Consider the following 22,964-nt stretch of genomic DNA (forward strand, 5'->3'; position numbering starts at 1 on the left):
GCTGCCCCTACGCTTGTCGGCATGTCCCCCGATTTCGTGACCCCTGGTTCCGCGCGGTCCGCCGCCGAGGTCAACGAGGAGATCCGTGCGCTGTGGCGGCGCACGGGCGGCACCCTGTCGCCCGAGGAGCGCGCGGAGTACGAGCTGCTGGTCGTCGAGTGGGCGGCCGCGATCCGCGGCGCCGTCGTCAAGGCGGCCTGACCTTCCCCGCCTCCCACACTCCCTAGGCGCGCAGACGCGCGAGCACCTCGTCCTCGACGGCGTACGGCCGCTCCTCAGGCAACAGCCCGGCGGCCGAATCGAGTCGACCCGCCCGCACCAGCTCATGCCGCTTCCAGTCCGCCCGGTCGCCGTGCAGGGCGGGGACGTGATGGGACAGGCAGGCGTTGCGCAGCGCCCAGTGGAAGCCCTCACTGCTGATCTCGACCGCCAGGACGGTCTCCTGGCCCTCCTTGGTGCCCCAGCCGCAGCGGTACATCATCCACAGGAACGACGGCTTGATCCACGTCATGCGGTCGCGCTTCCACGACGATGGAAACCGCCCGTGGCGGGCGGCGGTGCGGCCGATCTCCGGGCGGTAGGCCTGGTAGACGGTGATCGTGGACTCGGTGTGGCGGGCGCGTATCCGGAATCTCGGTTCGTTCTGATCGTTCGGCTCGTTCTGATCGTTCACGAAGGACAGGCTGGGCCCCGGCGGCCCTCCCGGGCCACCGAATATCCCGCGCGTCCCTTGGCTCCGCCCCTCCCATGCCCAACACTGAGCCGATGACGCAGCGCGTGGAGCTCGCCACCGTGAGGGACCGGCTGGCCGTCGACGGACTGATCACCGACTACGCGGTGGCGGTCGACGACGGCGACTGGGAGGGGTACCGGGGGCTGTTCGTCCCCCAGGGACGGGCGGACTACCGCTCGGCCGGCGGCATCGAAGGCGAAGCCACGGCGGTCGCCGCGTGGCTCGCCGAGAGCATGCGGCTCTTCCCGATGCGACAGCACCTGATCGTCAACCGGCGGGTGCGCTTCGGCGTCTGGGAGCAGGACACCGGCGACACGGCCCAGGTCCAGGCCGACTACATCAACCCCATGGCCACCGAAGGTCCCGCGCCCGACTTCGTGTGCGGCGGCCGGTACGCCTTCGCGCTGCGGCGCACGACCGACGGCTGGCGGCTGACGGAGGTGGTCGTCCAGGAGAAGTGGCGGCGCCTTCCCGAGCGGCGGACGGCACCTGTGGTCAACTGACCCGGCGTCCTCTGTTCTAGATCGTCCGCAGGGCGCACACTGGAGGCACCCGCGGGTAGGAGGCGCCTATGAAGACGCTCGGCCACTGGCTCGCCTCCCCGTGGCGGCGCTCGGTCGCCGCCGTGATCGCGGGCGCCCTTCCCGTACTCGCCTATCCCGCCCCCTCCTTGTGGTGGTGCGCCTACGTCGCCCTGGTCCCCTGGATCCTGCTGATGCGCACCGCGCCGACCGGCAAACGCGCGGCGTACGACGGCTGGTGCGGCGGGTTCGGCTTCATGCTGGCCATGCACCACTGGCTGCTGCCCTTCCTGCACGTGTTCACGTTCGTCCTCGCCGCGCTGCTCGGAGCCCTGTGGGCCCTGTGGGGGTGGCTCGTGCACCGGCTGCTGGCCGGCGTGCCCTCGCGGCGGCGGATCGCGGCCGCGCTCGTCGTCCTGCCGTCCGGCTGGCTGGCCGTCGAGCTGGTCCGCTCCTGGCAGGGCCTCGGCGGCCCCTGGGGCATGCTCGGCTCCAGTCAGTGGCAGGTCGAGCCGGCGCTGCGGCTGGCCTCGGTCGGCGGGGTGTGGCTGCTCAGCTTCCTGCTCGTGGCCGTCAACGTCGCGGTCGCCGTCCTCGTCGCCGTCCGTCAGGCCCGCCTGCCCGCCGTGGCCGGGCTCGTCGCCACGGCCGCCGCCACCTCCGCCGCCTGGTCCCTCTCGCCCCGCCCCGACGTCGACGGCCAGGTCAGGATCGCCGTCGTCCAGCCCGGCGTCATCGACGGTCCGAGCCACCGGCTCGCCCGCGAGGAACAGCTCACCCGCCGGCTCGCCGGACAGGACGTCGACCTGATCGTGTGGGGCGAGAGCAGCGTCGGCTTCGACCTCGGGGACCGGCCCGACCTCGCCCGGCGGCTCGCGGACCTGTCCCGCGCGACCGACGCCGGCATCCTGGTCAACGTGGACGCCCGGCGCTCCGACAAGCCCGGCATCTACAAGAGCTCCGTCCTGGTCGGGCCCGACGGCCTCACCGGCGAGCGCTACGACAAGATGCGGCTCGTCCCCTTCGGCGAGTACGTCCCGGCCCGCTCCCTGCTCGGCTGGGCCACCTCCGTCGGCAAGGCGGCGGGCGAGGACCGCATGCGCGGCTCCCAGCCGGTCGTGATGAACGTGGGGGACAGCCTGCGCGTCGGCCCGATGGTGTGCTTCGAGACGGCCTTTCCCGACATGACCCGCCACCTCACGCGGGAGGGCGTCGACGTGCTGATCGGCCAGTCGTCGACGTCGACGTTCCAGCAGAGCTGGGCGCCCGAGCAGCACGCCTCGCTCGCCGCGCTGCGGGCCGCCGAGACCGGCCGCCCGATGGTGCACGCGACGCTGACGGGTGTCTCCGCCGTCTACGGCCCGAGCGGGCAGCGCGTGGGCTCGTGGCTGGGGACGGACGCGTCCGCCACGCAGGTCTACGACGTGCCCCTCGCCCATGGCACCACGCCCTATGTGCGCTTCGGTGACTGGACCGTGCACGCGGCCATGCTGATCCTGGCCGCGTGGGCCGCCGGCGAGGGCGTACGGACGCTGCGGCTCAGGCGGCCCGCTCCTGAACCGCCCGTACCACCCGCTCGCACAGTTCGTGAGTCTCCAGCGCGTCCCGGGCGCTGAGCACCTTGCCCGCCCGCACGGCGTCCAGGAACGCCAGCACCGCCTGCTCGATGCCGCGCTGCCGGGCCACCGGCACCCAGTCGCCGCGCCGCCGCACGGTCGGCTGCCCCTTGTGGTCGACGACCTCGGCGAGGTTGATCACCTGACGCTTGGTGTCCTGCCCGGACACCTCGAGGATCTCCTCGGCCGAACCGCTGAGCCGGTTCATCACGCCGAGCGCGGTGAAGCCGTCCCCGGCGAGCTGGAGCACGACGTGGTGCAGCAGGCCGTCCTGGACGCGGGCGCGCACGGTGAGGTCGTCGACCTCGCCGGGCACCAGGAACCGCAGGGTGTCGACGACGTGGATGAAGTCGTCCAGGATCATCGTGCGCGGCTCCTCCGGGAGCCCGATGCGGTTCTTCTGCATCAGGATCAGCTCGCGCGGATGGTCGGCGCACTGCGTGTAGCCGGGGGCGTGACGCCGGTTGAAGCCCACGGCGAGGCTCGTGTCCCGCTCCTCGGCGAGCGCCACCAGCCGCGCGGACGCGTCGAGTTCGTAGGCGAGCGGCTTGTCGACGTACGTCGGCACGCCCGCCTCCAGCAGCCGGGTCACGATCTCCGGGTGCACGATCGTGGGGGCGTGCACGAAGGCGGCGTCGAGGCCGGCCGCGAGGAGGGAGTCGAGGGTGGTGTGCCGCCGCTCGCGCGGGACGTGGAGGCCGTCGGCGACCCGGTCGAGCGTGGCGGGCGTGCGGGTCTGCAGGTGCAGCTCCAACCCGGGCTGGAAGGCGAGGACCGGAAGGTAGGCCTTCTGCGCGATGTCACCGAGTCCGATGCAGCCGACCTTCACGGGGTGTTCTCCTCTAGCGGTTGCCTGCCGGGGTCTGCTGGGAGCATACGGCGTCCCCCACTCTCGGCTTCGCTCGAGCGGGCGGTGCCCCCAGGCGGCCGCCAGTCGGCGATGCCGTCGAAGCTTCGCAGGAACAGGGCAGGCCCGGCCTTCGACAGCGCGGCCAGGGCCGTGTCGCGTACGACCGTCCCGAGGCGGCCGGTCATGAGGTTGAGGCGGGCGACCCGCACGGCCTGGCGTGCGACGGCGGTCGTACGGGGCAGCCGGGCGGCGGTGTAGTCGGGGAGGTCGCCGCAGTGGTGCGCGAGGACGATCGCGTCCTCGATGGCCTGGTTGCCGCCCTGGCCGAGGGTCGGGGGCATGGCGTGCGCCGCGTCGCCGACCAGGGCCACCCTGCCGTGGTGGTAGGCCTGCAGGGGCTCGGCGATGTGGTGGACGTCGTGCCGCAGGACGTCCTCGGGGCGGGCGGCGGCGAGCACGGCGGGGATCGGGTCGTGCCAGTCGCCGAAGCGGCGCAGCAGCTCGGCCTTCTCGTCGTCGGGCGCGCGTCCTCCGGCGGGTGTCACGGCGGCGGCGTAGGCGTAGACGCGGCCGTCCTTGAGCGGGTGCGTGCCCCAGATGCGGCCCCTGCCCCAGGTCTCGTGCGAGGCGAACTCGACGCCGGGCACGGGGATCACGACCCGCCAGGTGGTGAATCCGGAGTAGACGGGCCCCGGGTGGCCGGGGAAGAGCGCGCCGCGTACGGCCGACCGGACGCCGTCGGCGCCCACCACCAGGTCGGCCTCCAGCTCGCCGCCTGCGGTGGTGACGCGGGCGGGCCGGTCGGTGTCGCCGCTGGCGACGAGGGTCGCGGCGGCGTCCGTGCGGACCGCGTCCGGTGGGAGCAGTGCGGTCAGGCGCTCGACCAGGGTGGCGCGGTGCAGCAGCACGAGCGGGCCGCCGAAGCGCTCGGCGGCGGCGTCGGCGGAGGAGCGCGAGAGCCACCGGCCGGACGGTGTGCGCAGCCCGCCGTCCCCTGCCCAGGCGGCGAGGTCACGGATCTCGTCGCCGAGGCCGATGACGTCCAGCGCGCGCAGGGAGTTGGGAGCGAGAGAGATGGCGGCGCCGACCGGCTCCAGTGAACGGGCGCGTTCCAGCACGGTGACCTGCCAGTCGCGCCGGTGCAGTGCGGCCGCCGCGGTCAGGCCTCCGATGCCGCCGCCGATCACGACAGCCCGCCTCGCCTGTGTCATGGCTCCTCCTCCAACCGGCGGCCGGGTCTGCCCGGCCTGGTGACTACATCTGTAGTTCACCGTCGAGCTTACTACGGGTGTAGTGAGGCGGGTAGCGTGAGCTCCATGTCCGTACGCACCGCCGGCCCCTCCCGCTCCGACCTCGTCGCCGACACCGCCCTCGCCCTGCTCGCCGAGCGCGGGATGCGGGGCCTCACGCACCGGGCGGTCGACGAGGCGGCCGGGCTCCCCCAGGGCTCCACGTCGAACCTCGCGCGCACTCGGCAGGCCCTGCTGGAACTGGCGGTGCGGCGCCTGGCCGACCGCGAGGCGCGGGTACTGGCACTGCACGAGATGCCGGACCCCCGGGCCGGGGCCGGGGCCCTGGCGGACGCGCTGGCCCTGGCCACCCACCGCGCCCTGACCCGCAACCGCGAACTCACCCTCGCCCGCTACGAACTGGCCCTGGAGGCCACGCGCCGCCCGGAGCTGCGGGCGTACTTCGACGCGACGGGCGTCCGCTTCCGTGAGCAGCTGGCCGCCCTCGTCACCGGGATGGGCTCGACGGACCCGGCCCGGCACACGCTGTCCCTGATCTCGTGGGCGGACGGGCTGATGTTCAGTTGCGTGGCGGGGTCGTTCGGTGCCGAGGTGCCGAGCCTGGAGGAGGTGCGGGCCGGGCTGCGGGAGCTGCTGGACGGGATGCTGGGGGCCTGAAAAAGCCGTGGTGCGGCAGGGGGCGTTGGGAAAGGATGCGGGCATGACGACCGAACGCCGTATGCCTGCCACGACCGCCGACGAACGCACCATGCTGGAGGGCTGGCTGGAGTTCCACCGGCAGACCCTCGCGTGGAAGTGCGAGGGCCTGACCGACGAGCAGCTCAGGTCCCCCGCCGTGGAGCCCTCCGACCTGTCGCTGCTGGGGCTGGTGCGGCACATGACGGACGTGGAACGGAGCTGGTTCCGCCGGGTGCTGACGAACGAGGACGTGGCTCCCCTCTACTTCAGCGACGAGGACCTGGACGGCGAGTTCCACCTGACCGAGGCGGACACCTACGCGGAGGCCCACGCCGCCTGGCAGGCCGAGATCGAGACCGCCCGCCGCAACGCCGCCCGCTTCGGCCTGGACGACATCTCCGAGGGCAAGCACCGCCGCAGCGGCGAGCGGTTCAACCTGCGGTGGCTCTACACCCACATGATCGAGGAGTACGCGCGGCACAACGGCCATGCCGACCTGATCCGCGAGCGCATCGACGGCTCGACCGGCGACTGACACCGGCCAGGACCGGCCGACGACGTCACCCCGGACGGGCCGACCGCCTCCGTACGGGGAGCGAGATCACCCGTGCGGGGCATCCTCCGCCCGTCCGCTGCCCTGCCGCGGGCCGGACGCACCAGAGTGACGCGGGTGCATCGAACGACGACCACAGCGACGCTCCTGGTGACCGTGGCTGTCTCGGCCCTCACCGGCTGTACGACGGTCCCGCATGCCCCCGTTCCCGGGCCGCCGGCAGCCCCGTCCCGGCCGTCGGCGCCGCAGCCGGAGGGGCGGACGGAGACCCAGATCGTGCAGGCACCGGCCCGCGAGGCCCTGCAGCTCATCGAGGAGTCCCGCCGTCCGGAGCCGGCCGCGTCCCCGTCGCGTCCGACCACGCCCCCGGCCGCCGCGCCGCAGCAGCGGCGGCAGCCGCCCGGTCCCCGCGACGTCCGCCCGCGCCCCGCCCGCCCGGAACGCCCCGACCCGGCCCCGCGCGGCCCACGGCACCCGCACACCGGCCTGCCCGAGGTCCCGGAGTCGGTACGCCGGGACGTCCGGGAGAGCGTCCCGGACAACACGGACGTGTGCGCACTGGGCAGACGCTATGGAGGCTGGCGGGCGGACAGCCCGGAGGCGACCATCTGCCGCGACACGTACGGTCGTTAACCACGCCCGGGGCGGGCCCTTTGGGGCGGCCCGGGGCAGCCGCAACCCGCCGCCCCGGCCGTGCCTGCCGACCACGCGGTCCCCGCACCCGGCGCCCGCCACGCGGGCCCTGCTCCGTTCCCGCCCTACGGCCCGCCTCGGGGGCCAACCCGCCTCGCCGGGCTCCGGGCGCCACGGCCACCACCCGGAACAGCCCCGGACTCGCCACCGGCGCCGGGCCGTGCCCCGAGCGACCCCCGAACCGCAGATGACGCCACGGTCGTTGCCCGGGACGCTCCCGGTCCCTCCCCTGGCGCCACGGCGGGCACAGCGGACAAGGCACTGACCGCGCCGGGCGTCGAGGCCGAGGCCCACCTCTGCCGGTCGATCACGTCGGGAAAAGGCCACGGTCCCCTCCCGGCGCCACAACCACTGCCCGGAAAGGCCACGGCTCCCCCTCCCGGCGCCGCGGCCACTGCCCCGAAACGCCCACAGTCCCCCTCCCGGTGCCACAACCACTGCCCGGAAGGGCCACGGCCCCCTGCCGGCGCCACAGCCACTGCCCCGAAACGGCCGGCCCCCGGTCGGCGCCACAACCTTTGCCCCGAGAGACTCAGCACCCGCTCCCGGCGCCACGCCCGATGCCCGGAAGGCCCACTCCGGGCGCTACGGCCGCTGCCTCGGCGGGGACCACATCCCCCCGCCGTCCTCGCCCAGCCGGGACTCCAGTCGGCTGATGGCCGCTCGGACGCCCTCGCCGTAGGGGTCGTCGGTGAGGGCCCTGGCCGCTCCCCGGGCCCGGCGCAGGTGTGCGCGGGCGGCGTCGCGGTGGCCGAGTCTGTCGTAGTCGGCGGCCAGGTTGAGGTGTAGGGAGGGGTAAAAGGCGCGGACCGCGAGTGCCCCCTCCCCCGAGGGGGCCCCGGCGTAGGTGATCTCCTCCGCCGCCGTCAACGCGCGCAGGTCCCAGGCCAGTTCGTCGGCGGGATCGTCCTGCGTGTCGGCCAGGTAGTGGGCGAGGGTGCAGCGGTGCAGCGGGTCGCCTTGCTCCCCGATCTCCGCCCACAGGTCCAGGAACCGCTGCCGGGCCTCCTCCCGGTCCCCGGCGTGGTGCAGCATGACGACCTGTCCGATCCGCGTCGGCACGGCATCGGGCGCCGCCTGTCCCTGTCGCTCCACGACCACGCCCTCCGCACCGCTCGCCCGCTGTTCCTCCCGACGCTAACCGCAGGCCGGGAGGATCCGGCTGAGGCCGCTCCGTACGCCGCCGGGGCGTCAGCCGTCAGCCCAGGTTCGGAATCGTCCAGTCGATCGGCTCATGCCCCTGCGCCGCCACCGCCGCGTTGATCTGCGTGAACGGACGCGAGCCGAAGAACTTCTTCGCCGACAACGGGGACGGATGCGCGCCCTTGACCACCACATGGCGCGACTCGTCGATCAGCGGGAGTTTCTTCTGCGCGTAGTTCCCCCACAGCACGAACACCGCCGGGTCGGGCCGGCCGGCGACCGCGCGGATGACCGCGTCGGTGAACCTCTCCCAGCCCCGGCCCTTGTGCGAGTTGGCCTCGCCGCCGCGGACCGTGAGCACCGCGTTGAGCAGCAGGACGCCCTGCTCGGCCCACGGCATCAGGTAGCCGTTGTCCGGGATCGGCGTGCCCAGCTCCTCGTGCATCTCCTTGTAGATGTTCCGCAGGGACGGCGGGATCCGCACACCGGGCCGGACCGAGAAGCACAGCCCGTGCCCCTGCCCCTCGCCGTGGTATGGGTCCTGACCGAGGACCAGGACCTTGACCCGCTCGTAGGGCGTGGCGTCCAGCGCGGCGAAGACCTCCTCGCGCGGCGGATAGACGGGGCCCTTCGCCCGCTCCTCCTCGACGAACTCCGTCAGCTCCTTGAAGTAGGGCTGCTGCAGCTCGTCACCCAGAACCCCGCGCCAGGACTCGGGCAGCATGGCGATGTCGGTCACGTCAACGTCCTCACGATGTGCGGTCACTTCCAGGCCACAGAACCTACCGGCGACCACTGACAACGCACCGGGAAAGCCCGCTGCCCGACCCGCCCGTCAGGCGGTCTTGCCCCGCCTACCAGGCCGTCTTGCGGTACAGCTCCCACATCATCATGATCGTCGACGGGTCCATGGCCCGCTCCGCGCCCGAGACGTCCCGGCTGGCCGCCACGTACTGCCGGCCCTGCCACAGCGGCAGCAGCCGCGCGTCGTCCACGAGGATCCGCTGGGCCTCCTCGAACTCCTTCTCCACGTTCGCGCGGTCGCTCTCGCGGCGCGACCGGGGCAGCAGGTCGCCGGTGATCTCGGGCGCCGGGTAGGGCGTGCCGAGGGCGTTCTGCTCGCCGACGAACGGCGCGATGAAGTTCTCGGCGTCCGGGAAGTCGGGGAACCAGCCACGCCCGAACACCGGGTACTCGCCCTTCTGGTAGCCCTCGACGTACGTCTTCCAGGGGCGGCTCTTGAGGGTGATCTCGAACAGGCCGGAGTCCTCGAGCTGGCGCTCCAGTTCCTTGAACTCGGCGGCGGTCTCGGAGCCGTAGCGGTCGCTCGTGTACCAGAAGGTGAGCGGGACCCGCCGGTTGATGCCCGCGCCGGTGAGGATCTTGCGGGCCTTGGCGACGTCCGGGTCGCCGTAGTCGTCGAAGAAGCCCGTCGTGTGACCGGTGAGGCCCTTGGGGACCATGGAGTACAGCGGGTCCACGGTGTCCTTGTAGACCTTGTGGGCGATCGCCGCCCGGTCGACGACCTGCGCGATGGCCTGGCGCACGGCCTTGCGGTTGGCCCAGGAGTCCTTCGGGTTGAACACCAGGTAGTTGATGTCGGTACCGGTGCCCTCGACGAGCTGGATCTCCTTCTCGTTGGAGGTCTTGCTCTGGAGATCGACGACGTCGCCGGCGGCCAGACCGCGGTAGGTCACGTCGATCTGCTCGTCCCGCAGGGCCTTGACCATGGCGCCGGAGTCCTGGAAGTAGCGGATGGTCACCGCGTCGTTCCGGCGCTCCGCGTAGCCCTTGTAGGCGTCGTTGCGGACGAGGACGGCCTCCTTGCCCTCGTCGTAGGAGTCGAGGGCGTACGGCCCGGAGCCGACGACGTCGCTGCCCTTGCGCAGGGAGTCCTCCGGGTAGGCCTCCGGGGAGACGATCGACATGGCGGGGGTGGCCAGCACGAACGGGAAGGTCGCGTCGGGCTTGTTGAGGTGGAAGATCACCTCGCGCTCGTTCGGCGCCTGGACCCGCTCCAGGCTGCCGAGCAGACCGGCGGGGCCGCCGTTGACGTTGATCTTGCGGATCCGGTCGAACGAGTACTTCACGGCCCGGGCGTCGAGCGCGTCGCCGTTGGAGAACTTCAGGCCTTCGCGCAGCTCGCAGCGGTACACCTGGTTCGAGGAGTCGCTGAAGCCGCAGCTCTCGGCGGCGTCCGGCTGGGGCTCGCTCGCGCCGGTCGGATAGCTCAGGAGCGTCTGGTAGATGTTGCGGAACAGCTCCCAGGAGCTGTCCCACGAGGCGGCAGGGTCGAGCGTGCTGGGGGCACTGGTGGTGCCCACGACGATCGGCCCTTCGTCCTCCGGAGTGTCGGACGACAGCACGCCGCATCCGGCGACCAGGGACGATATGGACGCGATGGCCGCCACCCGCCGCAGGCATCGGTTCCGGTTGAACACGCGCACGCTCCTCGATCTGCCATACCAAGGGTCGGCAGACCATACCGCAGTGCCGCGCCCGCTGACCCGCCCCCGGGACATGACTCCTTGATCGATAAACCTTTGACTACGTTGTCATCGCCGTTTGCCGTGCCTTTACGCCCGTACGGGCGCCCCCTGCGCGAAAGGGACGCCCGTGCCGAGCCGCGTACGCGCCTGCGTGAGTCAGCCCGTGCCGGCGTTGAGGAAGATGCCGCCGTCCACGACGAGCGTCTGGCCGGTGACCCAGTCGGACTGCTCGGAGGTGAGGAACGCCGCCGCGCCGCCGATGTCGGAGGGCACGCCGAGCCGGCCGAGCGGGTAGGCGGCCGCGGCCTCCTCCTCCCGGCCCTCGTACAGGGCCGTGGCGAACTTGGTCTTCACGACGGCCGGGGCGATCGCGTTGACCCGGACCTTGGGCGCGAACTCGTGCGCGAGCTGCACGGTCAGGTTGATCATCGCCGCCTTGCTGACGCCGTACGCGCCGATGAACGGCGAGGGCGAGAGACCGGCGACGGAGGCGATGTTGACGATCGCGCCGCCGTTGTCCTTCTGCCAGGCGTGCCAGGTCCTCTGGGCGAAGCCCAGCGCCGAGACGACGTTGGTCTCGAAGACCTTGCGGGCGACATTCAGGTCCAGGTCGGCGATCGGGCCGAACACCGGGTTTGTGCCGGCGTTGTTGACCAGGTAGTCGACGCGGCCGAAGGCCTCCATCGTGCGCTCGACGGCGGCGGCCTGGTGGGCCTCGTCGTGCGCCTTGCCCACCGCGTAGACCACGCGGTCGGAGCCGAGCTTCTCGACGGCCTCCTTGAGGGCGTCCTCGGTGCGGCCGGTGATGCACACGCGGTCGCCGCGCGCGACGAAGGCCTCGGCGACGCCGTAACCGATGCCGCGGCTGGCGCCCGTGACGAGCGCGACCTTGCCGGAGAGTTCAGTCATGTCCGTGAGCTCCTGTGATCCCTAGTCGAGCGGTCCGCCGGCCACGTACAGGACCTGGCCGGAGACAAACCCGGCCGCCTCGCCCGTGAAGAAGGCGATGGCGTTGGCGATGTCCTCCGGCTCACCGACGCGCGCCACCGGGATCTGGGTGGCGGCGGCGGCCTTGAAGTCCTCGAAGCCCATGCCGACGCGGTCGGCGGTGGCCTTGGTCATCTCGGTGGCGATGAAGCCGGGGGCGACGGAGTTGGCGGTGACGCCGAACTTGCCGAGCTCCTTGGCGAGGGTCTTGGTGAAGCCCTGGAGGCCCGCCTTGGCCGCCGAGTAGTTGACCTGCCCGCGGTTGCCCAGCGCCGAGGACGACGACAGGTTGACGATCCGGCCGAAGCCCGCGTCCACCATGTGCTTCTGGCAGGCCTTGGACATCAGGAAGGCGCCGCGCAGGTGCACGTTCATGACGGTGTCCCAGTCGGAGACGCTCATCTTGAACAGCAGGTTGTCGCGCAGCACGCCCGCGTTGTTGACCAGGATCGTCGGCGCGCCGAGCTCCTCGGCGATCCGCGCGACGGCCGCCTCGACCTGCGCCTCGTCCGAGACGTCGCAGCCGACCGCGATGGCCTTGCCGCCGGCGGCGGTGATCTTCTCGACGGTGTCCTTGCAGGCCGCCTCGTCGAGGTCGAGCACGGCGACCGCGCGGCCCTCGGCGGCCAGTCGTACGGCGGTGGCGGCGCCGATCCCGCGCGCGGCACCGGTGACGACGGCGACCCGCTGCTCAGTGGTGGACATGGCTGCTTCTCCTCAGGTGAGCGACCGCTTAGTACCTTCCGTGGGTGTGACGCTAGAAGCCCTGGCACCCGGTGTCAACGGGCACGCTCGCGGTGTGATCCATTACCGGGACCCACCCTGCCCGGCGGCGCCCCGCGGAACACCCGATCGGCCTACGGCCGCGCGCCGCGGTGTCGCTGCGCGCCTAGCGTCGGAGCGCGAGTCACTCGGGGTCCGAGAGGGAGGTACTCCATGCTCCGTCGTACCGGTGCCATAGGCACGCTGTTCGCGATCGCCGCGATCGCGCCGTTGGCCGGCCCCGCTCACGCCCGGCAGGACCTGGACTGCCGCGACTTCTCCTTCCAGGAGGACGCGCAGGCCGTCTTCGACGCGGATCCGAGTGATCCCAACAGGCTCGACGAGGACCAGGGCCCGGACGACGGCATCGCGTGTGAGGCCTTGGCCCGCCGTGGCGTCATCTCCCCGACGACCTCCCCCAGTGTCTCCGTCAGCCCCTCCGCTCCCGTCACCGCCACTCCCACCGGTGCCCCGACGCGAGGCGTGCGAGGCGGGCTCGGGGGTGCGGTGGCTTCGGGGCCGAGCGACTGGGACGTCGCCGTCGGCCTGGCCTTCGCGGCGTCTGCCGCCGTCGCCGCCGGCTACGCGGTGAAGCGCCGCCGGCGCTGACGGCCGCGGCGCGTAGGTCATCTCACCAGCAGGTCCAGCAAACGGTCGGTCTCCGCCGCCGGGTCCGTGGTCAGGCCGGTGTGGACGGGGCCGGGCTGGACGATCGTGGAGCGCGGGGCGACGAGCCAGCGGAAGCGGCGGCCCGGGTCGTCGGAGGCCGCCTGCCCGGCCGCTGTCCCGCCCGCGCACACTCCCTCCACGGCCCTCAGGGCGGCTCGGACCCCGGCCACGTCGGCGCGGGGGTCGAGGGCCAGCAGGCGGGCCTCGTCGAGATGGGTGCGGGCGCCGACGTACGACTCGGCACGGCAGTAGACGAGCACCCCGGCGTTGATGCACTCGCCGCGCTCGACGCGCGGGACGACGCGCAGGACGGCGTACTCGTAGATCTGGCGGTCGCGCGGCCCGCCCTTGATGATGTGGCGGTCGCTCACTTGATCCCCTGGATGCGGTCGTGGATGACGGCGGCCCGTGCGAGCAACGGCCGTGCGTAGGCCCGTCTCAGGTCGTCCGGCGTGTCGAAGCCGGGCTCGCCCGTCAGCCAGGCGTCCGGGATCTGCGCGGTGACGTCGGCGAGCAGCTCCTCGGTGACCCGGGGCGCCAACTCGGCCGCCGCGGCGGCGACATCGGGCGCGAAGGGCGCGAGGGTGTGGTCGGAGGCGTCGTACGGGCGGGCCGCGGAGGCCTGCGCGCCGGGCCAGTTGTGGTGCCAGATCATGGTCGCCCCGTGGTCGACGAGCCACAGCTCGCCCCGCCACATCAGCAGGTTGGGGTTGCGCCATGACCGGTCGACGTTGTTGACCAGCGCGTCGAACCAGACGATCCGCCCGGCCTCCCCGGGACCGACCGGGAAGGCGAGCGGGTCGAAGCCGAGCGCGCCGGAGAGGAAGTCCATGCCGAGGTTGGTGCCGCCGCTGGACCGGAGCAGACTCTGCACCTCCTGGTCGGGTTCGCCGAGCCCCAGCTCCGCGTCGAGCTCGACCGTGACCAGGCGCGGCACGCGCAGCCCCAGCCGGCGGGCGAGTTCCCCGCAGACCACCTCGGCGACGAGCGTCTTGCGTCCCTGTCCCGCGCCGGTGAACTTCAGGACGTACGTCCCGAAGTCGTCGGCCTCGACGAGTCCCGGCAGCGAACCGCCCTCACGCAGGGGCGTGATGAAACGGGTCGCGATCACTTCCTTGAGCATCGCCCCAGGTTACTGACGCACACGGGCCTGCGGGCGCCGGCCTCGCTGGGGCGGCTCGGAACCCGACAGCGAACTGACAGCCCCGCTTTACCCACACCGCTCCGCGCACAGGTCAGGATTTCGGCACCGTCTGAACAGCCGGTCCCCAGGGACCGTACCTCTCGGCAGATCACGAATCCCCGGAAGGAACGTCAGCATGACCAGCGAATCAGTTCAGCCGAAGTCGGGACCGAGCCGCCGTACGATCGTGGCGGCGGCGGGCGCGGCAGGGCTCACCGTGGCGCTGACGGCGTGCGGATCGGAGGACAAGGCGTCCGATTCGTCCACCGAACAGGGCGCCGGCGGCGGCGCGACGAACGAGGGAGCCGGTGGTGCGGCGCTCGCCAAGACCTCCGAGATCCCCGAGGGCAGCGGCAAGATCTTCAAGGACGAGAAGGTCGTGGTCTCGCAGCCGACGGCGGGCGACTACAAGGCTTTCTCGACCGTCTGCACCCACCGCGACTGTCCGATGGTGGACCTCAAGGACGACATCATCTCCTGCACCTGCCACGGCAGTCGGTTCTCCGTGCTCGACGGGAGCGTGAAGAAGGGGCCTGCGGTCGAACCGCTGGCGGCCAAGCAGATCAGCGTGAACGGCGACTCCATCACCCTCGCTTGAGCCTCCGCGGGCGCTCCAGACACGTCAGCACCTCGTCCGTGGTCGCGACCGTGGCAACCCATGCGAGGGTGTGGCGGATCACCGCGCGGGTGTAGTCGGACGGCACTCCGGCGATGGCGTCCGCCGGGACGACGGCGGTGTAGCCGCGGTTCACGGCGTCGAACACGGCATTGGGAACGGCCACGTTGGCCGAGACCCCGGTGACGATCAGCGTGCGGCAGCCGAGGTTGCGCAGCAGCGGGTCGGCATCGGTGCCCTGGAGGGGCGACAGCCCGTGCAGGCGCCGTACGACGAGGTCCTCCTCGGCGACCTCGATCGGGGCCGCGACCCGCACCGCCGGCGTGCCGGACACCTGCTGGACGGGCAGACGTTGGACGGCCCGGAACAACGGGGCGTTGCGGCTGGCCCCGCGGCCGTCGGGGCGGCGCTCGGCGATGGCGTGGACGACCTGGACACCGCCCGCGTGGGCGGCGGCCACCAGCCGGGCGACGTTGGCGAGCGCCCCGCCCTCGCGTGCCTGCTCGGCGAGTTCGGGCAGCGCGCTGTCCGCTCCGACGACGCCCTCCTGGCACTCGACGGTGAGCAGCGCGGTGGTCCGCGGATCGAGGAGTTCGCTGAGCTCTGCGTACGCGGGCACGGTCCCTCCCGGGCGCCGGCGACTGGGCGCGCGAGCGTAGCCACCATTGCGCACGGAGGGAAGAGAACCCATTCTTTTCTGACGTGATGTCAGAGGATCTCCTCTGACACGACGTGAGAGAAGAAGGAAAGAGGGGGGAGCATGACCGTCACTCAGCAGCGCCGGGGCCGGAAGATCATGATGACGCCTGGCGAGCTGGACGATTTCCTCACCACGCAGCGCACCTGCCGGGTCGCCACGGTGTCGGCCGACGGCGCCCCGCATGTGAGCACGCTGTGGTTCGCCTGGGACGGCACCTCGATGTGGCTGTACTCGGTCGTGCGCAGCAAACGCTGGACCGACCTGCGGCGCGATCCGCGAGTGGCGATCGTGGTCGACACCGGCGAGGAGTACGACGAGCTGCGCGGCGTCGAGCTGTCGGGCACCGTCGAGTTCGTGGGCGAGATCCCGCGCACCGGCGAGCTGCGCGCCGAACTCGACGTCCCGGAGACGCTGTTCGCCAGGAAGAACTTCCGCCTGGAGGAGATGCCGCACGACGGCCGGCACGCCTGGATACGTCTGACGCCGCAGAAGATCGTCTCCTGGGACTTTCGCAAGCTTTCGGCGCAGTAGCGCTGCGGCCCGGGCTCAGCCGAGGCTCTCCCCCGCCGCCTGGAGGGCCTTGACCGCGGCCCGGATCGACGGACGGCGGTCGGCGTCCGCGCGCCAGACCACGTACACATGCCGCCGGACCCGCTGTCTGACGGGGACGGTCACGACCCCGTCGGGCACGGGACGGCGGCCGAGCAGCGGGGCGACGCACACGCCGAGGCCGGCGGCGACCAGCGCGAGCTGGGTGTGGGTCTCGGCGGCGCGGTGGCCGACGAGCGGCTCGATGCCCTTCGAGCGGAGCGTGAACATCAGCCACTCGTGGCAGAACTCCCCCTCGCCCCAGGTGATCCACTCGTCGTCGGCGAACTCGGCGAGATCCACCTCGTCCCGCCCGGCGAGCCGGTGGTTCGCGGGCAGGGCGACATCGGCGGGGTCGTCCATGATCGACGCCTTGACCAGGCCGTCGGGCAGCGCCATCGGCTTGTTGTACCAGTCGAGCACCACGGCGAGGTCGAGGTCGCCGCGCACGACCCCGGCGAGGGCGGCCTCCGGTTCCAGTTCGCAGGAGCGCAACCGGAGCGCGGGATGCCGCTCGCGCAGCGCGGGCAACGCGAGGGGGAACAGGCCGCGGGCGGCCGTCGGGAACGCCGAGAGTCTCAGCTCGCCGACGACCTGTCCGCGCTGCGCTTCCAGGTCGGACTGGGCGAGTTCGACCTGGGAGAGGATGCGCGCGGCGTGTTCGGCGAGCAGCCGGCCCGCGTCGGTGAGCCGCACGCCCCGGCCGTTCTTGGCGAGGAGCCGCTGGCCGACCTCCCGCTCCAGCTTGGACATCTGCTGGGAGACGGCGGAGGTCGTGATGTGCAGTCCCTCGGCCGCGCCGCTGACCGAGCCGTGCCGGGCGAGGGCGTCGAGGGTGCGGAGGCGCTCCAGGTTCAACATGTAAGCAATGCTACGCAATGCCGGGCGCGAAATCTCGATTGTGCTACGAGGTTCCGGCCCGGCATCGTGTGTTCCATGAGCACCGTCACCACCCCCAGCCGGGTCGCCACCCCTTCGGGCGACCGCCCCCGTCGCCGCCTCGACTGGCGTCTGCGCTTCGCCGCCCTGTCCCTGATCTGGGGCTTCAGCTTCCTCCTCATCAAGGTGGGCACCGAGGGGTATGCGCCGTTCCAGGTGACGCTCGGCCGGCTGGTGTTCGGTACGGCGGTGCTGGCCGCCGCGATGGCGGTGCGCCGGGAGCGACTGCCGCGCGGGGCGCGCACGTGGGGGCATCTGACGGTCGCCGCGTTCCTGCTCAACGCCCTGCCGTTCTCGCTGTTCGCCTACGCCGAGCTGACCATCCCGTCCACGCTCGCGGGCATCTGCAACGCGACCTCGCCGCTGTGGGGCATGGCGCTGTCCCTGGTCGCCCTCTCGGAGGACCGCCCGACCCGGGTGCGGGTCGCCGGGCTCGGGCTCGGCTTCCTGGGAGTACTCACGGTGCTGGGCGCGTGGCAGGGCTTCCACGGCCTGGACGCCACCGGCACGGCGCTGGCCCTGCTGGCCTCCCTCAGCTACCCGATCGGCTGGATCTACGTCCGCCGCACCCTGGCCGGCACCGGCCACTCGCACCTGTCGATGACGGGCGCGCAGTTGCTGCTCGCGACGGTCCAACTGGCCGTCGTCACCCCGCTGTTCACCACCCTGCCCAGCAGCCTGTCCGTCGGCCCGCTGCTGGCGATCGCCGCCCTGGGCGCACTGGGCACGGGCCTCGCCGTCCTCCTCCAGTACGGCCTGGTCGCCGAGGTCGGACCGACGACCGCCCAGATGGTCACGTACTTCATCCCGGTCATCGCCACGGCCGCGGGCGTCGCCCTCCTCGGTGAGTCGCTCGCCTGGTCGACACCGGTCGGAGCGGTGATCGTCCTGATCGGCGCGGCCCTGACACAGGTACGGCCGAAGCCTCGGGTGTGAGGGACTCCCCCGCCCGACCGGGATGCCTCAGACGTAACTCCGTGCCGGAGCCGGGCCCAGGGCCGAGGCGATCGCGTCGGCCAACGGCTCGATCTCGTTCTCGGTGAGCGTCGAGACGGTGACCCGGATGCCGGGCGGTGCGCTCAGCCGGAAGCGGGCGCCGGGGGAGACGGCCCAGCCGGCGTGCAGCAGCCGGGAGACGGCGCCCGTCTCGTCCGGCACGGGCACCCACACGTTCATACCGCTGCGCCCGTGCGCCACGACACCGCGCCGGCCGAGCGCGCCGATCAGCGCGTCCCGCCGCCCCCCGTACGCCGCCGCCACCCCGCGCGTGTCCACCGCCCCGTCGGCCCACAGCCGCGCCAGCGCCCGCTGCATCAGCCGGCTCGCCCAGCCCGGCCCGAGCCGCTGCCGGCCGCGGACCCGGTCGACGGTGACGGCGTCCCCGGTGAGCAGGGCGAGGCGCAGATCGGGTCCGTAGGCCTTGGCGGCCGAGCGGACGAACGCCCAGTGGCGGGTGGCACCGGCCAGGGGATGCAGCGGCACGTCGACGATGCCGTGGCCGTGGTCGTCCTCGATGAGGAGGGTCTCCGGGTGCTCCCGGAGCACGGACCGCAGGGCACGCGCGCGCGAGGCGCTCACCGCGGCTCCGGTCGGGTTCTGCGCCCGGTCCGTGACGATCAGCGCCCGCGCACCGGCCTGAAGCGCCCGCCGTACGTCGTCGGCTCGGGGACCTTCGTCGTCGACCCCGACGGGGACGGTCCTGAGCCCGAGCGCCGGCACGAGGTCGAGGGTGCGGCCCCAGCCGGGGTCTTCCACGGCGACGGCGTCTCCGGGCTTGAGGTGGGCCGCGAGCACCCGTTCGACCCCGTCGAGTGCCCCGGAGAGCACGGCGAGCGGCCCGTCCGGCACCCCGTCGGCGTCGAGACCGGCGCGGGCGAGCCGGGCCAGCTCCGGCTCCAGCGGATCGGCACCGTACAGCACGGGCGCGCGGTCGCCCTCGGCGGCCGCCGCCGCGAACGCCCCGGCGAGCGGCGGCAGCAGGGACGGATCCGGATTGCCGCTCGCCACGTCGCGCACGCCCTCGGGGACGTCCACCCTGATGTGGTCCCGCCCGGTCGTGGCCGGCGCGGGCCGCACCCGGCTGCCGCGCCGGCCCGCGGTCTCGATGACCCCGCGCTCGCGCAGGGTGCGGTACGCGGCCGCGACCGTGTTCGGGTTCACCCCCAGCTGCTCCGCCAACTCCCGCATGGGTGGCAGCAGTTGACCCGGTGACAGCTCACCGCTCCCCACCGCCCGCTCGATGCTCGCGGAAATGTCCGCTGCGCGACGCCCACTGATCCGATACTCTCCTAGCACAAAGCCAATTATGCACTAGTGCAATGGAGAGCGCCATGCAGGGGACCGAACAGACGCCGTCGCGGCCCGCCGCCTACACCCCGACCGACCGCACCGTCCCCACACGCTCGCCGGACCGGGCCTCGTACGACAAGGACCTGGTGCACTCGATACTCGACGAGGCCTACGTCTGCCATCTGGGCTTCGTCCGCGACGGCGCGCCGGTCGTGCTGCCCACGCTGTACGCCCGGGTCGGTGAGCGGCTCTATGTGCACGGCTCGACGGGCTCGCGCCCGCTGCGGGAGGCCGGCCGGGCCGACCCGGGCCTCCGGGTCTGCCTGACCGTCACGCACGTCGACGGACTGGTCCTGGCCCGCTCGGCCTTCCACCACTCGATCAACTACCGCTCCGTGGTGGTGCACGGCGTCGCCCATGACGTGACGGACCCGGAGGAGAAGCGGCAGGCCCTCGACGCCCTGGTCGACCACGTCGTACCGGGCCGCTCCGCCGACTCGCGGCCGGCCAACAAGAAGGAGCTGGCCGCCACGGCGGTGATCCGCCTGGATCTGGACCAGGTCTCGGCCAAGCTCCGCACCGGCGGCGCGAACGACGAACCCGAGGACCTCGCCCTGCCCCACTGGGCCGGCGTCGTCCCGCTGCGCAAGGGCTACGACGCCCCGGTCGCCAACCCCGACCTGGCCCCCGGCACGGAACTGCCCGACTACCTGACGGCACGGTGATGCCGGGCCGGTGCCCGAGAGTCCGGTGATGTCGGGCCGGTGCCCGAGTGCCCGGTGATGTCACACCGGCATCACCGGCTCCCTGGACCTGGCACCCCGCGCCTCCCCCACCGCGAGCCCCACGACCGAGCCCAGCATCAGCACGGTGCCGGACAGCGTCGCCACCGTGAGGTGCTCGCCGAGCAGGACGACGGCGAGCACCGCCGCGCTCACCGGCTCCAGCAGCATGATCACGGAGACGGTGGCCGACCGTACGACGGCCGCGCCCGCGAAGTAGAGGCCGTAGGCGAGGGCCGTGGGGACGGCGGCGACGTACGCCAGCAGGACCAGGACCCTGCCGGGTTCCTCGGTGTGCGGCAGCAGCCCCTCGGCCAGGGCGAACGGCAACAGGCACAGGCTCGTGACGGCGAACGCCCCGACGGTCGTCCGGGAGGCGTCGGCCTCGCCGTCGCGGCCCCACCGGCGGGTGAGCAGCGTCATCAGGCTGTACCCGGCCGCCGACACCAGCGCGAGCAGCACGCCCCACGGGCGCACGGTCGCGTCCCCGCCGCCGAGGACGAGGACCGCGAGTCCGGCGAGGGCACCCGCGACGGCGGCGGTTCCGCCCCGGCCGAGGCGCTCGGCGAGCATCAGCCGGGCGCCGAGCGCGATCAGCACGGGCCCGGCGCCGAGGGTGACGACCGTGGCGACGGCGAGGCCGGTCGCGGAGACGGCCGCGAAGTAGGCCGTCTGGAACACCGCGAGCCCGATTCCCGTGACCCCGGTCCGCAGCGCCCGGCGGCCGAGCGGACCGCGTGCGTCGGCCCGGGCGCGCGGCCGGACCAGGCGGACGGCGAGCAGCGGCACGAGGCCGGCGGCGCAGCGCCAGAAGGAGAGGGCGACGGGCCCCATGTCGCTGGCCCGGTAGACCAGTGAGGCGGCGGCGCCCGCGGTGCCCCAGGCGGCACCGGCGACGATCAGATAGAGCAGGCCTCGCCCGACGGGCAGGCCGGAGGAAGTGTTCGACACGTGTTCTCTCCGCAGACGCGCACGGCACGCCGCGCTCGATCGGCGGCGGCTGGTGCGCGGAAGTTCGGGAAGGGCCCCGGATCACGTCGGATCAGCGGATCACGTCGGATCAGCGGGGACCGCGGACTTCGTCTGCGGGCAGCACCGTTCGGCCCGGCGGTGACATGCCGGGCGCGGTTTCCGGAGGGCCCGCCTCAGGCGGCCGGAGGCGGAAGAACGAGTGCGTTCGAAGGCATGATCGGCACCCTATGCGGTCGTTCCGGGCCGGGACAACTTCCTTTCCGGGCCGCCGCTCGCCACCGGCTGTCCGGATCCCTTGGCGGGCGTCGAGGACTGCGCGATGAACGCGCCCACCAGCACGATCACGCCACCGGCGAGCTGCGGCGCCGACAGGTGCTCGCCGAGGAGGATCCAGGCCAGGACCGTGGCGATGACCGCTTCGAGACAGGCCACGACACCGGCGACCTGCGGGGAGAGCCGGCGCACGGCGAGCACGCCGGTCACGTAGGCGACGACCGTGGCGACGAGGACGATCCAAGCCAGCAGGGCGACCGCGGGGACGGGCGAGCCGTCCATGCGCGCGGTACCGGTGAGCACGGACCAGTCCAGGCTCCAGGGCCGGGCGATGACGGTCAGTACGGCCGCGCCGACGAGCAGGCCGTAGGCGATGACGCCGAGCGGGTCGGGCGCCTCGTCCCCGGCGTCGCTGCCCTGGTCGGAGAGGACGAAGTAGCCGACCTGGCAGCAGGCCGCGCCCAGGGCGAGCAGCAGCCCCAGGGCATCGAAGCGGAGCCCCGACCACACCTCGACGACACACGCGAGCCCGCCGACCGCGAGGACGACACCGACCGCCGCGGCGCGCGTCACGGGCCGCCGCTGCACGAACCGCACCCAGCCCAGCACGAGGGCGGGCGCCAGGTACTCGATGAGCAGCGCCACTCCGACGGGGATACGGGAGAGCGAGGCGAAGTAGAAGGCCTGGACGCCGGCGACGGCCAGCAGACCGAAACCGGCGAGCAGTCCGGGGCGACGGCGCAGCAACGCCCGGTGGCGCACGGCGAGCGGCAGCATCACCAGGGCCGCCCCGGTCACGCGCAGCCACACCACGTGCAGGGGATCCAGGCCCGCCTCGATCAGCGGCTTGGCGGCGACACCGGATCCGCCGAAGGCGACCGCGGACAGGAGCGCGAGACCGAGCCCGACGCCCTTGCCGTGCCTGCCGGGGTTGCTGTGGCTGCTGTCAGACGTACGCACCGGCACATGATGGCAGGCCCTGACAGGACCGTCACCCCCTATGGCACCTGTCTCACTGCCTGGACGGGACGAGCGGCTCAGCGGAGGCCCGGTCAGTAAGCTGCTTCGCCACCCTGGACGCGCCCCTCGGACGCGCACTCCTGGGGCCGGTCGGTCCGGCCGTCGATTCGGGCGTCGATTCCGGCGTCGATCCGGCCGTCGATCCGGGCGAGCACCGCGTGCGGGTCGATCCCGGCCCGTCGGAGCACTTCGACCGCGCGCGCCTGCGGGTCGACGACGATCGCGGCGAGCAGATCGACGCCGCGGGCCGGACCGCCGTGCCGCGCGGCGCGTTCGCAGGCGTACTCCATCGAGGCCGCGGCCAGCGGCGAGAAGCCCGCGGTCTCCGTCACGACGGGGACGGCGCCGGAGTCCTCGACGCCGTTCTGCCAGCGCAGGCCGTAGCCGATGCTGCGCTGGACGAGGTAACCGAGCAGCCGCGCGATCTGCGGCCCCTCGCCGAAGACGGCACGCGCCTGCGGGTCGGACTCCAGCAGCGAGTGGAGCAGATGGGCCGTGTCGATCTGGCGGTCCGCATCCCTGACCGCTCTGCGCCGGGCACCGGTGACCACCGATGCCAGCTCGTCACTGAGCCTGGCATCGCGCTCGGCGCGGTGGATGCCGTGCTCATGGGCCGACTGGCGGGGGATACGGGGTTGCACATCCTCCACCCCATCAG

The 22,964-nt window shown here is 72.8% G+C and carries 27 protein-coding genes; 11 read left to right on the plus strand and 16 right to left on the minus strand.

Annotated elements, in window-relative coordinates:
- Positions 1–21: 21 nt before the first annotated feature.
- Positions 22–201: a hypothetical protein gene (locus tag ABZ192_RS09025; RefSeq protein WP_356923854.1), complete on the plus strand. Its 180-nt coding sequence runs from the start codon at positions 22–24 to the stop codon at positions 199–201.
- A 22-nt stretch (positions 202–223) separates the two neighbouring features.
- Here ABZ192_RS09025 and ABZ192_RS09030 read toward each other — a convergent pair whose 3' ends face one another.
- A complete protein-coding gene (locus tag ABZ192_RS09030) occupies positions 224–673 on the minus strand; it encodes a DUF4291 family protein (protein WP_356923855.1) in 450 nt (149 codons plus the stop codon).
- A 92-nt stretch (positions 674–765) separates the two neighbouring features.
- Between ABZ192_RS09030 and ABZ192_RS09035 the strand changes: the two genes are divergently transcribed.
- Together ABZ192_RS09035 and lnt are read left to right on the plus strand one after the other, a co-directional pair.
- Positions 766–1,236: a nuclear transport factor 2 family protein gene (locus ABZ192_RS09035; RefSeq protein ID WP_356923856.1), complete on the plus strand. Its 471-nt coding sequence runs from the start codon at positions 766–768 to the stop codon at positions 1,234–1,236.
- A 68-nt stretch (positions 1,237–1,304) separates the two neighbouring features.
- Positions 1,305–2,870 (plus strand): apolipoprotein N-acyltransferase, encoded by a 1,566-nt coding sequence (lnt, locus tag ABZ192_RS09040; protein ID WP_356923857.1) that lies wholly within the window; start codon positions 1,305–1,307, stop codon positions 2,868–2,870.
- Here lnt and ABZ192_RS09045 read toward each other — a convergent pair.
- Entirely contained in the window at positions 2,794–3,699 is a 906-nt protein-coding gene (locus tag ABZ192_RS09045; RefSeq protein ID WP_356923858.1) for a Gfo/Idh/MocA family oxidoreductase, read from the minus strand. The genes lnt and ABZ192_RS09045 overlap by 77 nt on opposite strands.
- Positions 3,696–4,931 carry an FAD-dependent monooxygenase gene (locus tag ABZ192_RS09050; RefSeq protein WP_356923859.1) on the minus strand — a complete coding sequence of 412 codons (1,236 nt, stop codon included), beginning with the start codon at positions 4,929–4,931 and terminating at the stop codon, positions 3,696–3,698. The genes ABZ192_RS09045 and ABZ192_RS09050 overlap by 4 nt, the downstream gene beginning before the upstream one ends.
- 105 nt (positions 4,932–5,036) lie before the next feature.
- On the opposite strand from ABZ192_RS09050, the gene ABZ192_RS09055 reads away from it, so the two are divergent.
- From ABZ192_RS09055 to ABZ192_RS09065, 3 genes are all read left to right on the plus strand, one after another.
- Positions 5,037–5,627 (plus strand): TetR/AcrR family transcriptional regulator, encoded by a 591-nt coding sequence (locus ABZ192_RS09055; RefSeq protein WP_356923860.1) that lies wholly within the window; start codon positions 5,037–5,039, stop codon positions 5,625–5,627.
- A 43-nt stretch (positions 5,628–5,670) separates the two neighbouring features.
- Positions 5,671–6,183: a DinB family protein gene (locus tag ABZ192_RS09060; RefSeq protein ID WP_356923861.1), complete on the plus strand. Its 513-nt coding sequence runs from the start codon at positions 5,671–5,673 to the stop codon at positions 6,181–6,183.
- A 135-nt stretch (positions 6,184–6,318) separates the two neighbouring features.
- Positions 6,319–6,834 (plus strand): hypothetical protein, encoded by a 516-nt coding sequence (locus ABZ192_RS09065; RefSeq protein ID WP_356923862.1) that lies wholly within the window; start codon positions 6,319–6,321, stop codon positions 6,832–6,834.
- 645 nt (positions 6,835–7,479) lie between these two features.
- Here ABZ192_RS09065 and ABZ192_RS09070 read toward each other — a convergent pair.
- The 5 genes from ABZ192_RS09070 to fabG all read right to left on the minus strand — a co-directional run bounded on the left by ABZ192_RS09070 (position 7,480) and on the right by fabG (position 12,218).
- A complete protein-coding gene (locus tag ABZ192_RS09070) occupies positions 7,480–7,995 on the minus strand; it encodes a hypothetical protein (protein ID WP_356923863.1) in 516 nt (171 codons plus the stop codon).
- 97 nt (positions 7,996–8,092) lie between these two features.
- Positions 8,093–8,776 (minus strand): uracil-DNA glycosylase, encoded by a 684-nt coding sequence (gene ung, locus ABZ192_RS09075; RefSeq protein ID WP_356923864.1) that lies wholly within the window; start codon positions 8,774–8,776, stop codon positions 8,093–8,095.
- Between the two features lie 115 nt (positions 8,777–8,891).
- Positions 8,892–10,478 carry an ABC transporter substrate-binding protein gene (locus ABZ192_RS09080; protein ID WP_356923865.1) on the minus strand — a complete coding sequence of 529 codons (1,587 nt, stop codon included), beginning with the start codon at positions 10,476–10,478 and terminating at the stop codon, positions 8,892–8,894.
- 204 nt (positions 10,479–10,682) lie between these two features.
- Positions 10,683–11,435: an SDR family oxidoreductase gene (locus tag ABZ192_RS09085; RefSeq protein ID WP_356923866.1), complete on the minus strand. Its 753-nt coding sequence runs from the start codon at positions 11,433–11,435 to the stop codon at positions 10,683–10,685.
- 21 nt (positions 11,436–11,456) lie between these two features.
- Entirely contained in the window at positions 11,457–12,218 is a 762-nt protein-coding gene (gene fabG / locus ABZ192_RS09090) for a 3-oxoacyl-ACP reductase FabG (RefSeq protein ID WP_020270157.1), read from the minus strand.
- Between the two features lie 231 nt (positions 12,219–12,449).
- Between fabG and ABZ192_RS09095 the strand changes: the two genes are divergently transcribed.
- Positions 12,450–12,884: an excalibur calcium-binding protein gene (locus ABZ192_RS09095; protein ID WP_356923867.1), complete on the plus strand. Its 435-nt coding sequence runs from the start codon at positions 12,450–12,452 to the stop codon at positions 12,882–12,884.
- 17 nt (positions 12,885–12,901) lie between these two features.
- On the opposite strand, the gene ABZ192_RS09100 is transcribed toward ABZ192_RS09095, so the two are convergent.
- Together ABZ192_RS09100 and ABZ192_RS09105 are read right to left on the minus strand one after the other, a co-directional pair.
- On the minus strand, positions 12,902–13,315 hold the full coding sequence (locus ABZ192_RS09100) for a DUF3037 domain-containing protein (RefSeq protein WP_356923868.1): 414 nt from the start codon (positions 13,313–13,315) through the stop codon (positions 12,902–12,904).
- Positions 13,312–14,067, minus strand: coding sequence for a HipA family kinase (locus ABZ192_RS09105; RefSeq protein ID WP_356923869.1), 756 nt, complete (start codon positions 14,065–14,067; stop codon positions 13,312–13,314). The genes ABZ192_RS09100 and ABZ192_RS09105 overlap by 4 nt, the downstream gene beginning before the upstream one ends.
- A 196-nt stretch (positions 14,068–14,263) precedes the next feature.
- On the opposite strand from ABZ192_RS09105, the gene ABZ192_RS09110 reads away from it, so the two are divergent.
- Positions 14,264–14,725: a Rieske 2Fe-2S domain-containing protein gene (locus ABZ192_RS09110; protein ID WP_356923870.1), complete on the plus strand. Its 462-nt coding sequence runs from the start codon at positions 14,264–14,266 to the stop codon at positions 14,723–14,725.
- On the opposite strand, the gene ABZ192_RS09115 is transcribed toward ABZ192_RS09110, so the two are convergent.
- Entirely contained in the window at positions 14,712–15,362 is a 651-nt protein-coding gene (locus tag ABZ192_RS09115; RefSeq protein ID WP_356923871.1) for a cysteine hydrolase, read from the minus strand. The genes ABZ192_RS09110 and ABZ192_RS09115 overlap by 14 nt on opposite strands.
- A gap of 141 nt (positions 15,363–15,503) precedes the next feature.
- Between ABZ192_RS09115 and ABZ192_RS09120 the strand changes: the two genes are divergently transcribed.
- Positions 15,504–15,974: a pyridoxamine 5'-phosphate oxidase family protein gene (locus ABZ192_RS09120; RefSeq protein WP_243381392.1), complete on the plus strand. Its 471-nt coding sequence runs from the start codon at positions 15,504–15,506 to the stop codon at positions 15,972–15,974.
- Positions 15,975–15,989: 15 nt separating this feature from the next.
- Here ABZ192_RS09120 and ABZ192_RS09125 read toward each other — a convergent pair whose 3' ends face one another.
- Positions 15,990–16,892 (minus strand): LysR family transcriptional regulator, encoded by a 903-nt coding sequence (locus tag ABZ192_RS09125; protein ID WP_356923872.1) that lies wholly within the window; start codon positions 16,890–16,892, stop codon positions 15,990–15,992.
- Positions 16,893–16,967: 75 nt separating this feature from the next.
- On the opposite strand from ABZ192_RS09125, the gene ABZ192_RS09130 reads away from it, so the two are divergent.
- Entirely contained in the window at positions 16,968–17,906 is a 939-nt protein-coding gene (locus ABZ192_RS09130; RefSeq protein ID WP_356923873.1) for a DMT family transporter, read from the plus strand.
- Between the two features lie 27 nt (positions 17,907–17,933).
- Here ABZ192_RS09130 and ABZ192_RS09135 read toward each other — a convergent pair whose 3' ends face one another.
- Positions 17,934–19,265, minus strand: a complete 1,332-nt coding sequence (locus tag ABZ192_RS09135) for an aminotransferase class I/II-fold pyridoxal phosphate-dependent enzyme (protein WP_356923874.1) — start codon at positions 19,263–19,265, stop codon at positions 17,934–17,936.
- A 35-nt stretch (positions 19,266–19,300) separates the two neighbouring features.
- On the opposite strand from ABZ192_RS09135, the gene ABZ192_RS09140 reads away from it, so the two are divergent.
- The gene (locus ABZ192_RS09140; protein ID WP_356923875.1) at positions 19,301–19,984 is read left to right on the plus strand and encodes a pyridoxamine 5'-phosphate oxidase family protein; all 684 of its coding nucleotides are present in this window, start codon (positions 19,301–19,303) and stop codon (positions 19,982–19,984) included.
- Between the two features lie 60 nt (positions 19,985–20,044).
- Here ABZ192_RS09140 and ABZ192_RS09145 read toward each other — a convergent pair whose 3' ends face one another.
- The 3 genes from ABZ192_RS09145 to ABZ192_RS09155 form a co-directional block, all read right to left on the minus strand.
- Complete coding sequence (locus ABZ192_RS09145) at positions 20,045–20,992, minus strand: EamA family transporter (protein ID WP_356923876.1); 948 nt, start codon at positions 20,990–20,992, stop codon at positions 20,045–20,047.
- Positions 20,993–21,238: 246 nt separating this feature from the next.
- A complete protein-coding gene (locus ABZ192_RS09150) occupies positions 21,239–22,252 on the minus strand; it encodes an EamA family transporter (RefSeq protein ID WP_356923877.1) in 1,014 nt (337 codons plus the stop codon).
- A gap of 86 nt (positions 22,253–22,338) precedes the next feature.
- On the minus strand, positions 22,339–22,947 hold the full coding sequence (locus ABZ192_RS09155; RefSeq protein WP_356923878.1) for a Clp protease N-terminal domain-containing protein: 609 nt from the start codon (positions 22,945–22,947) through the stop codon (positions 22,339–22,341).
- Positions 22,948–22,964: the final 17 nt, after the last annotated feature.

This window comes from Streptomyces sp. NPDC006235 (assembly GCF_040613735.1).
In the GTDB taxonomy this organism is placed as follows: Bacteria; Actinomycetota; Actinomycetes; order Streptomycetales; family Streptomycetaceae; genus Streptomyces.